At 68.2% G+C, this 13206-nt stretch carries 12 protein-coding genes; 10 read left to right on the top strand and 2 right to left on the bottom strand.

Annotated features, from left to right (window positions below; genetic code table 11):
- Positions 1-54 precede the first annotated feature (54 nt).
- Positions 55-1857 carry a P-loop NTPase family protein gene (locus IEY60_RS25700; RefSeq protein ID WP_189033039.1) on the top strand — a complete coding sequence of 601 codons (1803 nt, stop codon included), beginning with the start codon at positions 55-57 and terminating at the stop codon, positions 1855-1857.
- A 3-nt stretch (positions 1858-1860) separates the two neighbouring features.
- Here IEY60_RS25700 and IEY60_RS25705 read toward each other — a convergent pair whose 3' ends face one another.
- On the bottom strand, positions 1861-3831 hold the full coding sequence (locus IEY60_RS25705) for a glycoside hydrolase family 15 protein (protein WP_189033040.1): 1971 nt from the start codon (positions 3829-3831) through the stop codon (positions 1861-1863).
- 117 nt (positions 3832-3948) lie between these two features.
- On the opposite strand from IEY60_RS25705, the gene IEY60_RS25710 reads away from it, so the two are divergent.
- Entirely contained in the window at positions 3949-4218 is a 270-nt protein-coding gene (locus IEY60_RS25710; protein WP_189033041.1) for a hypothetical protein, read from the top strand.
- Between the two features lie 243 nt (positions 4219-4461).
- On the opposite strand, the gene IEY60_RS25715 is transcribed toward IEY60_RS25710, so the two are convergent.
- Positions 4462-5511, bottom strand: a complete 1050-nt coding sequence (locus tag IEY60_RS25715) for a M48 family metallopeptidase (protein WP_189033042.1) — start codon at positions 5509-5511, stop codon at positions 4462-4464.
- A 74-nt stretch (positions 5512-5585) separates the two neighbouring features.
- On the opposite strand from IEY60_RS25715, the gene IEY60_RS36575 reads away from it, so the two are divergent.
- From IEY60_RS36575 to IEY60_RS25750, 8 genes are all read left to right on the top strand, one after another.
- A complete protein-coding gene (locus tag IEY60_RS36575) occupies positions 5586-5675 on the top strand; it encodes an Ms4533A family Cys-rich leader peptide (RefSeq protein ID WP_019045829.1) in 90 nt (29 codons plus the stop codon).
- Positions 5676-5884: 209 nt separating this feature from the next.
- On the top strand, positions 5885-6934 hold the full coding sequence (locus tag IEY60_RS25720) for a sulfate ABC transporter substrate-binding protein (RefSeq protein WP_189033043.1): 1050 nt from the start codon (positions 5885-5887) through the stop codon (positions 6932-6934).
- A gap of 122 nt (positions 6935-7056) precedes the next feature.
- A complete protein-coding gene (cysT, locus tag IEY60_RS25725) occupies positions 7057-7857 on the top strand; it encodes a sulfate ABC transporter permease subunit CysT (RefSeq protein ID WP_189033290.1) in 801 nt (266 codons plus the stop codon).
- Positions 7854-8660, top strand: coding sequence for a sulfate ABC transporter permease subunit CysW (cysW, locus tag IEY60_RS25730; RefSeq protein ID WP_189033044.1), 807 nt, complete (start codon positions 7854-7856; stop codon positions 8658-8660). Before cysT ends, cysW begins: the two co-directional genes overlap by 4 nt.
- On the top strand, positions 8657-9652 hold the full coding sequence (locus tag IEY60_RS25735) for a sulfate/molybdate ABC transporter ATP-binding protein (RefSeq protein ID WP_189033045.1): 996 nt from the start codon (positions 8657-8659) through the stop codon (positions 9650-9652). The genes cysW and IEY60_RS25735 overlap by 4 nt, the downstream gene beginning before the upstream one ends.
- A gap of 112 nt (positions 9653-9764) precedes the next feature.
- A complete protein-coding gene (locus IEY60_RS25740; protein ID WP_189033046.1) occupies positions 9765-10259 on the top strand; it encodes a BBE domain-containing protein in 495 nt (164 codons plus the stop codon).
- A gap of 316 nt (positions 10260-10575) precedes the next feature.
- Entirely contained in the window at positions 10576-11580 is a 1005-nt protein-coding gene (locus tag IEY60_RS25745) for an AurF N-oxygenase family protein (protein ID WP_189033291.1), read from the top strand.
- A 15-nt stretch (positions 11581-11595) separates the two neighbouring features.
- On the top strand, positions 11596-13182 hold the full coding sequence (locus IEY60_RS25750) for an FAD-dependent oxidoreductase (RefSeq protein WP_189033047.1): 1587 nt from the start codon (positions 11596-11598) through the stop codon (positions 13180-13182).
- Positions 13183-13206 lie beyond the last annotated feature (24 nt).

The following is a 13206-nucleotide window of genomic DNA, read 5'->3' on the forward strand; positions in this document are numbered from 1 at the left end:
AATTGACGTGGTCCCAGTCTCGGCCGGGCACATGCAACGAGAGTGAGGAACAGGTTGTCTGCCGCTGCCGGACTGCAGGCCGCGACGGTGAAGCATCCGGATGTGATGGCTCCGGTCGTGTCCCTCGTCGACGAATTGCGGGAACTGGTCCGCAGCGGCGGCCGGGACGACCTCGACGCGCGGCTCGGAATGGTACGAGCCAGGCTCAGCGACACCAGGGTTCGCCTTGTCGTCGTCGGTGAACCGCAAGCCGGGATGAGCACGCTGGTCAACAGCATGGTCGGTACGCCGGTCAGCGCGACCGACGGTAAGCCGAGTGTCCCGGTGATCGTCGAGTACGGGCCCGCGCCGACCGCGACGCTGGTGAAGTCGGCCCAGCGCGGCCGGGTCGAGCGGGTGGCCGTCGACCCGCTGAACCCCGGCCCCGCGCTGACCGCCCTCGGCGTGCTGCGCGCGGAGTTCGCCGAGCCGAGCCCGCTGCTGGCCGACGGCCTGGTGGTGATGGACGCCCCCGGCGCCGCCACCCACGAGAGCGCGGCCTGGTCGATGATCGCCGCCGCCGACGTGGTGCTCTACGCCGCCGATGCCGCCGCCGAACTGACCGAGGCGCAGCTGGACTACCTGCGCCGGGTCGAGCAGGTGTGCCCGTCGGTGGTGTGCGTACTCACCAAGATCGACCGCAACCCGCACTGGTCGCTGACCCAGCGGCGCAACCGCGCGCTGCTCGACGGCGCCGGGCTGAACTTCGCGGTCGCCCCGGTCTCGGCGCTGCTGCACCGGCAGGCCGAGGAGACCGGCGACCAGCAGCGCGACATCGAATCCGGGATACCCCAGCTCATCGATCACCTGCACGACTACGTTGTCGCCCAGGCCGATTCGGTCGCCGTGGCCGCCGCGGTGCGCGATATCGCCCTGGTCACCGATCAGCTCGCCGTCACCCTGCGCGCCGAGGCCGACACCCTGCGCGATCCGCGCAGGCGCGCCGAGATCACCCAGCGGCTCGCGGCCGCCCGCGCCGAGGCCGATCAGCTGCGGCAGCGCACCGCCACCTGGCAGGTCACCCTCGTCGACGGCAGCTCCGAGCTGAGCGCCGACATCGAACACGATCTGCGGCATCGACTACGCACCCTGGTCCGCGAGGCCGAGGCCGAGATCGCCCGCACCGATCCGGCGCGCAAGTGGTCCGATTTCGCGACCGAGCTCGACGCGCGGATCTGCGAGGCCGTCGAGGAGAACTTCGTGATGGCGCACTACCGCGCCGTCGAACTTGCCGAGCAGGTGGCCGCGAAGTTCCCGCCGGACAACCGCACTCCGCCGCTGCCCGAGCTGCGTCTGACCAACCCCGGCGACGTGCTCGAGCCGGTCCAGCCGCTGGAGACGCTCGAAAGCGCGAAATCCAGTGTCGGACAGCAGGCGCTCTCGGCGCTGCGCGGTTCCTACGGCGGCATCCTGATGGTCGGTCTGGCCACCAGCTTGCTCGGGATGTCGCTGGTCAACTGGTACTCCGCGGGCGCGGGCGTGCTGCTCGGCGTGAACGCGCTGTGGGACGACCGCCGCAACCGCAAGCAGCGCAGGCAGTCCGAGGCCAAGGTGGCCGTCGCCCGGCTGGCCGACGACGTGATCTTCCAGGTGGGCAAGGAATCCCGCAACCGCCTGCGCACCCTGCAGCGGGTGCTGCGCGACCACTACACCGAGATCGCGGCCGAGGTGGGCCGCACCGCCGAGGAGGCCCTGCGCGCCGCCGAGGAGACCGGCCTGCGCTACGGCGACCACCGCGAACTGCGCATCACCGAGATCGACGCCGGCCTGCGCACGCTGGCCGGGATCAGGGAACGCGCCGAACGCCTCGCGTACTGACGCTCAGGCAGGCCGGTTCGACGGCGTGTGCGCAGGCTGGAACTGACCGGCCTGACGGGAATCCTCCGCCCTGATCACGTGGGTCACCGCGTTGATCAGTGCCAGATGGGTGAACGCCTGCGGGAAGTTGCCCAGATGTCTGCCGTTGTGCGGGTCGATCTCCTCGGCGTAGAGGCGCAGCGGGCTGGCCAGGCCGAGCAGCCGCTCGCACAGCTGGGTGGCGCGTTCGAGTTCGCCGATCTCCACCAGCGCCGACACCAGCCAGAACGAGCAGATGGTGAAGGTGCCCTCCTCGCCGGTCAGGCCGTCGTCGGTGGTGTCGGTGTCGTAGCGCAGCACCAGGCCGTGCACGGTGAGCCGGTCGGCGATGGCGAGCACGGTCGCCTTCACACGGTAGTCGTCCGGCGGCAGGAATCGGGTCAGCACCACCAGCAGCAGCGACGCGTCGAGGGTGCGGCTGCCGTAGGTCTGGGTGAACACGCCCTCCTCGTCGACGCCGTTGGCGAGCACGTCGTCGCGGATCTCCTCGGCGATCTCGAACCACTCGTAGGCCCGTTCGAACTGGCCGTGCAACTGGGCCAGCCGGGCGCCGCGGTCGAGGGCGACCCAGCACATCACCTTCGAGGAGGTGAACTGCTGTGGCTCGCCGCGCACCTCCCAGATGCCGCGATCGGGTTCGCGCCAGCGCGAGATCGCCGCGTGCACGGTGCGTTCCAGCATCGGCCACAGCGATTCCGGCACCTGCTGACGCGATTTCACGTGCAGGTACACGGCATCGAGCATGGTGCCCCAGATGTCGTGCTGGTCCTGGTTGTAGGCGGCATTGCCGATGCGCACCGGGCGCGAGTTGTCGTAGCCGGTGAGGTTTTCCAGGATCTCCTCGGTGATCCGGCGTTCACCGCCGATGCCGTAGAGCACCTGCAGCGGCAGCGCGTCACCGTTGTCGCCGGTGGTCGCGTCGTTGAGGAAGTTGAAGAAGTCGTCGGCCTCGCGGTCGAGTCCGAGGGTGTACAGGCCCCACAGCGCGAAACTGGAGTCGCGCACCCAGGTGTAGCGGTAGTCCCAGTTACGTTCCCCGCCAGGGGTTTCCGGTAGCGAGGTGGTGGCGGCGGCCAGCAGGGCGCCGGTGGGGGCGTAGGTGAGGCCCTTGAGCGTCAGCGCGCTGCGCTGCAGGTAGCTGCGCCACGGATGGTCGGGGAAATCGCCGAGGGTGATCCAGCGGCGCCAGCATTCGGCCGTCGTCCACATCTTCCTGGCCGCCTCGTCGAAGGTGGCGGGGGCGGGCAGGTCCGACCACGACAGCGAGACGAACACCGAATCGCCCTCGCTCATCCGCGTGCGCGCCCGCGCTTCCCGGCCCTCCAGTCCGAGTCGCAGATCGGTGGTGAGCACCAGGTACGGTCCGGCCTCGGGATGGTTCACCGCGACCGCGGTCGCCTCCTCGTAGACCTTGCCGGTGTACTCCCAGCGCGAGCCGCCACGGTGATAGTCGAACGAGGGCTGGCAGCTCATCTCCAATTCGACTGTGCCGCTGACACATTTCACCGTCCGCAACAGCATGTGCTCGGCGTCCCAGTCCATCGGGGTGCGGCGGTGGGTCTTGGAGCGGGCCATATTGTTGTGCCACGGGCCGAGAACCAGCGCGTCGCGCACGATCAGCCAGCCGGTCTCGGTCTGCCAGGTCGTCTCGAGGATCATCCCGCCGGGCAGGTACCGCCGCGCGGCCGGCACGTGCTTGCCGTAGGGCCCGATCCGGAAGTGCCCGGCGCTGCGGTCCAGGATGGCCCCGAACACGCTGGCGGAGTCGGGCCGGGGGACACACATCCACTCGACCGAGCCGCTGCTGGCGATCAGGCAGTTCGTCTCGCAATCGGAGAGGAAGGCGTAGTCGTCGATCGGCGGGAAGGCGCCGCGACGGCCGCTCGAGGAGACCGGGCTCAGAATCGGCAGGCTGTCAGCGCTGGAAGACTCCATACCCCATCATCAGGGCGCTGCCCGCCGTCGTCCACCGACAGTGCGCCGACAGCGCTGTTTCGCCGGTCACAGCCACGCCGGTTCGTCCGTTCACGGTCACCGACTAGTGTGGTCGGGGTGCAACGCATCGCAGGTTGGTGGGACGGCTTCGAACTCTGGGTAGCCGGGCTGCCCTTCATCCCCCAGTTCCTCGTCGTGCTGATCGGCATGGTCCCGATCAGCTTCGCCATCGCCTTCGTGCTCGACCGCGCCCTGCGCGCGATCTTCCGGCTGCTCGGCCGCGACGATCGCATCGAGCCGTCGATCCCGGCTGCCGTGCCGGTGACGGCGGCCCCGCCGGTACCCGTCGCCGCCGCGCGCCCGACCGTCGGCAGCGGTGCCCGCTGATGCCACGTTCCCGCGTTCAGCTAGCCCTGGTTGCCCTGCTCGTTCTCGTCGTCATCGCCTGGTTCTTCACGCGCTGATCTTTGGAGCGCTGGCGCGCTCGAGTTCGCGGCCCCTTGTGTCCCGCCGCTCAGGCACCGTTGCTTGCTCCTTCGTCGCCTACGCAACGGCACCTGAGCGGCGGGACGGCCGCGAACCGCCGCTGCGCGGCGGACCCTTCCTCGAGGTCGGGTCGTAGGGCTGGGATTAGTTCTTGCGCCAGTCGTCGAAGCGCTTGCCCAGGTCGGCGACCGTTCGCCCGACCTCCTGACCCACGGTGTTCACCGCCGACCCCACGTCCTTGCCCAGGTCACGCACGGTACGCACGAACAGGTCCTCGGACTGGTCGAAGGTCTCGCGGTAGCTGCGGGCCGCCTCCTTGACCTCGTCGCTGATCCGCGCGTTCCTGTCGTGCTCACGGCGCGGGTAGCTGCCGCCGAGGACCCGCTCGTAGTCGCCGGACTGGATCCAGCGGCGCAGTTCGGCGGCGCGCAGCACCGAGAACGGGTGCGACTGCAGTTCCAGGTTGAGCAGCTTGAGGACACCGTCGCGCAGGTCACCCGAGCGCAGGTAGTCGTCGGCCTGGTCGAGGAACGCGCCGTGGTTCATCTCGTGCAACCAGGCGCCACCGGCGGTCTTCATGTGCACCCGCACGGAGGCCTCGACATCCTGGCAGCACAGCAGCCCCGCCCGGTCGCCGGACAACTCCGACTTGCGGCTCCACTCCATCAGCGCCGCCACGATCGCCCGCAGCGCCCAGCCGCCGACCGGCAGCCAGCCGACCGAGGCCGACAGCCGCATCAGGTGCATGAGCATCGTGCGGTACACCGCGTGCCCGGACAGCGCGTGCCCGAGCTCGTGGCCGATGACGAACCGCAATTCCTCGGTGTCCATCAGTTCGAGCAGGCCGGTGGTGAGCACGATGAACGGCCGGTCCATGCCGATGGTGAAGGCGTTGACCGACGGGTCCTGCAGGACATACATCTCCGGGGTGGTCTGCGCGTCGAGCACGCCGACGCAGTCCGCCCGCAGCTCGTGCAGGGTGCGGAACTGGCGGTCGTCGACCCGCACGGCCGTCGCCAGGTACATCAGCCGGTGCTGACGTTCCCGCAGCAGGCTCGACAACGCCTTCAGCACGGTGTCGAAGCCGCTCAGCGAGCGCAGCGCCACCAGTGCGGTGCGGTCGGCCGGGTGCTCCCAGGTGCGCGTGCTGATCTCCGGGAAACGCACGCGAACGCGGTCTGGAGCCATGGTCATAGGATGAAATCCCCCCTCGGTGTGGAACTCTCGTCGATTCGAATCATCATGTCGCAATCTGCTACAGTCTGCCTGTGTCGTCGAGTGTCGCCCCGCAGATCCGCCATGAACTGGCGTTGATCGCTGTCGGCAACCTCGCCGTCGCGGACATCCTCTGTCGATGATCGGCCACCGGACACGTCTGCGCGTTCTTGCCCAGTAGACTGGCGCGCGCTTTTCCTTTCGCAGTCGTAGTCCGTCACTCCGGGGGTCAGTGGGCCCGAGTCGCGCCAACTGCCGTGTGTCCATCGCACGGCAGGTCTACCGATCGACGAGCGTAATCCTGTCGCAACGAAAGACGTTGTCCGGCAGGTCTTTCCGAAAGGTTCACCCGATGTCTCGCAACACCTGGATCGGCTCGCGCCGCCGAGCCGCCGCTGTCGCCCTCACTGCTGTCGCCGCGGTCACCCTGGCCGCCTGCGGCGGTGGCGCCAGCGACTCGACCGACGGCGCCTCCGGAGCCGACGGTAGCGGGGGGACCCTCAACCTCTACGCCTACGCCGTGCCGAAGCCGGGCTTCGACAAGGTCGTACCCGAGTTCAACAAGACCGAGGCGGGCAAGGGCGTCCAGATCCAGGCCTCCTACGGCGCTTCGGGCGACCAGTCGCGCAAGGTCAAGGACGGCGCCGAGGCCGATGTCGTGAACTTCTCGGTCGAGCCCGACATCACCCGCCTCGTGGACGCAGGCCTGGTCGAGTCGAACTGGAACGCCGACGCGAGCAAGGGCATCCCGTTCGGCTCGGTCGTCACCCTGGTCGTGCGCAAGGGCAACCCCAAGGGCATCAAGGACTGGGACGACCTGATCAAGCCCGGTGTCGAGGTCGTCACCCCGAACCCGTTCAGCTCGGGCTCGGCCAAGTGGAACCTGCTCGCGCCCTACGCCGCCAAGAGCGACGGCGGCAAGAACCAGCAGGCAGGCCTGGACTACCTGTCGCAGCTGATCTCCCCCGAGCACGTCAAGGTGCAGCCCAAGTCGGGCCGCGAAGCCACCGAGACCTTCCTGCAGGGCACCGGCGACGTGCTGCTGAGCTACGAGAACGAGGCCATCTTCTCCGAGCGCAACGGCGATCCGATCGAGCACGTCAACCCGCCGACCACGTTCAAGATCGAGAACCCGGTCGCGGTGCTGAAGAACTCCAAGAACCTGGCCAAGGCCACCGCGTTCCGCGACTTCCTGTTCACACCCGAGGGCCAGAAGGCGTGGGCGCAGGCCGGCTTCCGTCCGGTCGACCCGAAGGTCGCCGCCGAGTTCGCTTCCGACTTCCCGACCCCGGCCAAGCTGTGGACCATCGATGACCTCGGTGGCTGGAAGGCCGTCGACAAGGAGCTGTTCGCACAGGGCACCGGCAAGGTCGCGGTCATCTACGACCAGGCCACCAAGTAGGTCGTGACCCAGCGCACACGCGATACTGGACAACTGTGACTGACAGCAGTGGGCACGCCGGGAGCGGGACAACCCCCGATCCCGGCGTCGCCGGTAAATTTCGAGGCCCGCGATGGTCGTGGCTGCGCGTGACCGGCTCGGTGGGCCCGCTCGGCATCGCCATCGCCGTACTGTGGCTCAGCGTCATCGTGCTGCTTCCGTTGGCGGCGCTGACCGTCAGCTCGTTCGAGGACGGCTGGTCCGGCTTCTGGGACGCGGTCACCGCGCCGTCGGCGCTGGACTCGTTGCGCATCACCGTCGGTGTCTCGGTGGTCGTCGCCGTGCTCAACGTCGTGATGGGCACCCTGATCGCGTGGGTGCTGGTGCGTGACGAGTTCCCCGGCAAGGGAATCGTCAACGCGCTGATCGATCTGCCGTTCGCGCTGCCGACGATCGTCGCCTCGATCGTGCTGCTCTCGCTCTACGGCCCGAACAGCCCGATCGACATCCACCTCAACGCCACCCAGCCCGGTCTGGTGGTGGCGTTGGCCTTCGTCACGCTGCCGTTCGTGGTGCGGTCGGTGCAGCCGGTGCTGATCGAGGTCGACAAGGAAGTGGAACAGGCCGCGCTCTCGCTGGGCGCGAGCAACTGGATCACCTTCCGCCGCATCGTGCTGCCGACGCTGGCCCCGGCGATCATCTCCGGCGGCGGCCTGGCCTTCGCCAGGGCGATCGGCGAATACGGCTCGGTCGTGCTGATCGGCGGCAACATCCCGCGCGAGACCCAGATGACCTCGCAGTACATCCAGCAGCAGATCGAGGTGGACCGGCCGATCAACGCCGCCGCGGTGTCGGTGGCACTGCTCGCCATCTCCTTCGCCAGCCTGCTCGTCCTGCGGCTGCTCGCCGAGCGCACCGCGCGGAAGGAAGAGGCGGCCCGATGAAGCTGTCCCTGTTCACGCGGCTCTCGCTACGCACGGTGGCCCTCGGCTACCTGCTCGTGCTGCTCGTGCTGCCGCTGGTGATCATCCTGTGGCGCACGTTCGAGCGGGGGATCGGGGCGTTCCTCGACTCGATCACCACGCCGGCGGCGATCTCGGCGTTCCAGCTGTCGATGCTCATCGTGGCGATCGTCGTCCCGCTGAACGTGGTCTTCGGCGTCGTCACGGCGCTGGCGCTGGTGCGCAGCAAGTTCCCCGGGCGCAGCCTGGTGCAGGGCATCGTCGACCTGCCGTTCGCGGTGTCGCCGGTGGTCGTCGGTGTCTCGCTGATCCTGCTGTGGGGAGCCGGTGGCTGGTTCGGCGGGCTGGAATCACTGGGCTTCAAGGTGATCTTCAGCCTGCCCGGCATGGTCATCGCCACCATCTTCGTGACGCTGCCGTTCGTGGTGCGCGAGGTCGAGCCGGTGCTGCACGAGATCGGCGACGACCAGGAACAGGCCGCGGCCACCCTCGGCGCGTCCCGTTGGCAGACCTTCTGGCGGATCACCCTGCCCGCCATCCGCTGGGGCCTGACCTACGGTGTCGTGCTCACCGTGGCCCGCGCGCTCGGCGAGTTCGGCGCGGTGATCATGGTCTCGACCGCACTGCCCGGCAAGTCGCAGACGCTGACCCTGCTGGTGCACGGTCGCTACATCAACGACCACAACACCTTCGGCGCCTACAGCGCGGCCACCCTGCTGATGGGCATGGCCCTGGTGGTACTTCTCCTGATGACTCTCCTCGAACGCAAGCGGGGCACCGAATGATCACCGTGACCAACGCGCGCAAGAACTACGGTTCCTTCGCCGCTCTCGACGATGTCAGCATCGATATCCCCTCCGGCGAGCTGACCGCCCTGCTCGGCCCGTCCGGCTCAGGCAAGTCGACGCTGCTGCGCTCGATCGCGGGCCTGGAGTCGCTGGACTCGGGCATCGTGATGATCGCGGGCAACGACGTCACCCACGTGGCGCCGCAGAAGCGCGACATCGGCTTCGTGTTCCAGCACTACGCCGCGTTCAAGCACATGACGGTGCGCGACAACGTCGCCTTCGGCCTGACCATCCGCAAGCGGCCGAAGAAGGAGATCGACAAGCGCGTCGACGAGCTGCTCGGCATCGTCGGCCTCGACGGTTTCCAGCATCGCTACCCGGCGCAGCTCTCCGGTGGTCAGCGCCAGCGCATGGCGCTGGCCCGCGCGCTCGCCGTCGACCCGCAGGTGCTGCTGCTCGACGAGCCGTTCGGCGCACTCGACGCCAAGGTCCGCACCGACCTGCGGCAGTGGCTGCGCAGGCTGCACGACGAGGTCCACGTGACGACCGTGCTGGTCACCCACGACCAGGAGGAGGCGCTCGACGTCGCCGACCGGATCGCGGTCATGAACAAGGGCCGCATCGAACAGGTCGGCTCGCCCGAGGACGTCTACGACCGGCCCGCCAACGAGTTCGTCATGTCGTTCCTCGGCGCGGTGGCCCGGCTCAACGGCCACCTGGTGCGCCCGCACGACATCCGCGTCGGCCGCGATCCGAGCATGGCGATGGCCGAGCACGAGGGCACCGCGGAGTCCGCGGGCGTCACCAGGGCCACGGTCGAACGTATCGTCCGGCTGGGTTTCGAGGTGCGCCTCGAACTGCGCAATGCCGCGACCGGCGATCAGTTCGCCGCGCAGGTCACCCGCGGTGACGCCGCGGCCCTGCACCTGAGCGAGGGCGAGACGGTCTACGCCCGCGCCACCCGGATCCCGGATCTGCCGCAGAGCTGAGATCCCGCGGCCCTGTTGCCCCGGAGACACCCGGTGGGACGATATGGGTCCGGTGTGGCCGCGGTCGCACCGAACCGGGCGGGGCCGAGCATGCGGGGAGCTGGTCGCCGAGATGCCGTACCCGGCGTTGCAGCAGCTGTTCGACGGCATCGCGCCGTGGGGGATGCGCGCCTACGAGAAATCGCTGTACCTGGACCGGATCGATGTCGCGGCCGCCGAGGTGATGGTGCGCCACTACCCGCGGCGCACTTCGCCCTTGTCGGTGATGCCGACGATGCCGCTGTGCGGGCGGTTCAGCGCGCTGACCGACGATGACACCGCCTTCGGGGGGTCGCGGGCGCCGGGGGTGGTCGTCAATATCTCCGGGGCGTGCCCGGAGACGGCCGGTTTCGCCGCCGAACGGGAGTGGGTGCGCGACTTCTGGACCGAGTTGCGCCCGTTCGCCCGTGCCGAGCAGGGCTACGTCAACTTCATGAGCGATACCGGGCAGGAGCAGGTCGCGCAGACCTACGGCGCCGAGTACGGCCGGTTGCGCGCGATCAAAGCCGCCTGGGACCCGGCCAACGTATTCCGGCACAACGCGAACATTCCGCCCGGGGTCTCCTGAGTTGTCGAGCCGTTCGCTGGCGTTCACGGCGCGTCGCCGAGCCTGCGTCCGCGCAGGGTAGCCGGTACCGGCGGTCCGTTCGGCGAAACGGCGCGTTCGGCACGAACTTATTTTCCGGGCCCATCGACCGGCTCCGCACGACTGTGCATGACGCAGTGTCACAGGTAGAGCCATTTTTACTGGTGAGTAGCTTGTTGTCCTGGCATTTCGACGCGCCGAACACGCGGAATCGAGACGCTCGCAGAGTTGACGTGACCTCTCGTAGGTGTAACTATTGGAAACAGTAAACGTCCCTTGAGGAGAGGCAGTGACGACGATGTCTGCGCCCACCACCCCTGACGTCGATCCCGTAGTCGCGGAGGCTCAGGCGTACGCCGAGAAGTTGCTGATGCTGTCGGAGGCGTCCGTCGACCGGCACTTCGACCCGTTCGAGGACATCGACTGGGACAACCCGGAGTTCGACCCGAACCACAAGCCGGAGCGCTGGGTCCTGGTCACCTCCGCCGACCCGATCGGCCGCCACCCCTGGTACCAGGCCCTGCCGCTGGATCAGAAGATCGAGATCGGCAAGGTCCGTCAGGCCAATGTCGCCAAGGTCGGCCTGCAGTTCGAGGCCATCCTGATCATCGGCATGATGCAGCACATCTTCAACCTGAAGAACAACGACCCGGAGTTCCGGTACTGCTCGCACGAGATGATCGAAGAGCACAACCACACTCTGATGTTCCAGGAGATGGTCAACCGCGTCGCCGACGTGCCGGGCATGAACCCGCTCGTGCGTCAGCTGCGCCACCTGGCCGCCCCGGCCGGCGCGCTGTTCCCGAACTTCTTCTTCATGGCCGTGCTCGCCGGCGAAGAGCCGATCGACCACATCCAGAAGGACATCCTGCGCTCGGGTGACGACATCCACCCGATCATGCGCGGCGTGATGGCGATCCACGTGGCCGAGGAAGCTCGCCACATCTCCTTCGCCCACGAGTTCCTGAAGAAGAACGTTCCGGCGCAGCCCGCGTTCAACAAGTTCGTGCTCTCGGTCGCCATGCCGATCATCATGTTCGTGCTCGGCCGTGCCATCGCGACTCCGCCGAAGACCTTCTTCAAGCAGTTCGACATGCCGACCGATGTCCGCAAGGAGCTGTTCTACGGTTCCAAGGAGGCCAAGCAGGTCTTCGCCGACTACTTCATCGACGTGCGCGCGCTCGCCGAGGAGATCGGTCTGATGAACCCGATCGCCAAGAAGGTGTGGAAGCTGCTCGGTATCGACGGCCCGTCCAGCCGGTACCGCTCGGAGCCCAAGCGCTCCGCCAAGCACGCAGCCTGAGACGCGGTAGCAACCATGCCCTACGTTGTCACCCAGTCGTGCTGTAGCGACGCCTCGTGCGTCTACGCATGCCCGGTCAACTGCATCCATCCGACCCCGGACGAGCCGGACTTCCTCACCGCGGAGATGCTCTACGTCGACCCGGCAGCCTGCGTGGACTGTGGCGCCTGCGCCACCGCATGCCCCGTCGACGCCATCACCTCGTCGAAGAAGCTCACCGAAGAGCAGAAGCCCTTCATCGAGATCAACGCCGACTTCTACCGCATCCAGCGCGACCGGCCGACCCTGGCCAGGCCCGTGATGCCGCCCGCGATCGACACCCAGCGGTCGCCGCTGCGGGTCGCCATCGTCGGCTCCGGTCCGTCGGCGATGTACGCCGCCGACGAGCTGCTGACCCAGCCCGGGGTCGCGGTCACCATGTTCGACCGGCTGCCGCAGGCCTACGGTCTGGCCCGGCTGGGTGTCGCGCCCGACCACAAGCGCACCCGCCAGGTCGCCGACCTGTTCGACGTGATGTCGAAGCAGGAGGATTTCGGTACCTACCTCGATGTGGAGATCGGCAAGCACATCAGCCACGCCGATCTGCTCGAGCACTTCCACGGCGTCATCTACGCCGTGGGCGCGTCCTCGGATCGCAAGCTGGGCATCCCGGGTGAGGGTCTGTCCGGCAATGTGTCGGCCACCGACTTCGTCGCCTGGTACAACGGCCATCCCGAGCACGTCGACGACCAGTTCGATCTGAACCAGAAGCGCGTCGTGATCGTCGGCAACGGCAACGTCGCCCTCGATGTCGCCCGAATCCTGACCGTCGATCCGGCCACCCTGGCCAACACCGACATCGCGCCGCACGCGTTGAAGGCGTTGCGCGAGAGCAAGATCGAAGAGGTCGTGATCCTGGGTCGTCGTGGCCCCGCCGAGTCCGCGTTCACGGTGCCCGAGTTCGTCGGCCTGCTGGCCGCCGACATCGACATCGCGATCGAGGGCGAGCTGCCCGAGGTCACCCCCGAGCTGCCGTACAAGATCGAGCAGAAGCTGCGCCTGCTGCACAGCGTCGCGAATCGTCCGTTCGGCGAGCGCAGGCGCATCGTGTTCCGCTACCTGTCCTCGCCGGTGGAGATCCTCGGCACCGACACGGTGACGGGCGTGCGGGTCGAGCGCAACGAGCTGGTCACCGACGCCGACGGCCGCACCAGCGCGGTGCCGACCGGCGACACCGACCTGCTCGAGGCGGGCGTCGTGCTCACCTCGGTCGGCTACCGCGGGGTGCCGACCAAGGATCTGCCGTTCGACGACGCGCGTGGCGTCATCCCGAACGAGCAGGGCCGGGTGCTCACCGCCGCGGGTGGCGAGGTCGTCACCGGCACGTATGTGACCGGCTGGATCAAGCGCGGCCCGACCGGCTTCATCGGGACCAACAAGTCCTGCGCGCAGGAGACCGTGCAGCAGCTCGCCGAGGATTTCAACACCGGCAAGCTGCGCGAGCCCGCTCGTGACGCACGCGAGTTCGATCGTCTGGTGCGCGCCCGCCGACCCCAGGCGCGCGCAGGCGGTGCCGCGGCGCCGCACGAGCGTCCGCTCCGGCGGCTGCTCGCTCGCGGCTGATTCGCGAAACCCGAAGGCCCGCTA

This window comes from Nocardia rhizosphaerihabitans, from assembly GCF_014646295.1.
In the GTDB taxonomy this organism is placed as follows: Bacteria; Actinomycetota; Actinomycetes; order Mycobacteriales; family Mycobacteriaceae; genus Nocardia; species Nocardia rhizosphaerihabitans.

What these genes read in the sequence shown, in the direction of transcription:
- IEY60_RS25705 (WP_189033040.1), bottom strand. Translation starts at nt 3,831, where the DNA reads ATGGAGTCTTCCAGCGCTGACAGCCTGCCGATTCTGAGCCCGGTCTCC.
- IEY60_RS25715 (WP_189033042.1), bottom strand. Translation starts at nt 5,511, where the DNA reads ATGACCATGGCTCCAGACCGCGTTCGCGTGCGTTTCCCGGAGATCAGC.
- IEY60_RS25720 (WP_189033043.1), top strand. Translation starts at nt 5,885, where the DNA reads ATGTCTCGCAACACCTGGATCGGCTCGCGCCGCCGAGCCGCCGCTGTC.
- cysW (WP_189033044.1), top strand. Translation starts at nt 7,854, where the DNA reads ATGAAGCTGTCCCTGTTCACGCGGCTCTCGCTACGCACGGTGGCCCTC.
- IEY60_RS25735 (WP_189033045.1), top strand. Translation starts at nt 8,657, where the DNA reads ATGATCACCGTGACCAACGCGCGCAAGAACTACGGTTCCTTCGCCGCT.
- IEY60_RS25740 (WP_189033046.1), top strand. Translation starts at nt 9,765, where the DNA reads ATGCCGTACCCGGCGTTGCAGCAGCTGTTCGACGGCATCGCGCCGTGG.
- IEY60_RS25745 (WP_189033291.1), top strand. Translation starts at nt 10,576, where the DNA reads ATGTCTGCGCCCACCACCCCTGACGTCGATCCCGTAGTCGCGGAGGCT.
- IEY60_RS25750 (WP_189033047.1), top strand. Translation starts at nt 11,596, where the DNA reads ATGCCCTACGTTGTCACCCAGTCGTGCTGTAGCGACGCCTCGTGCGTC.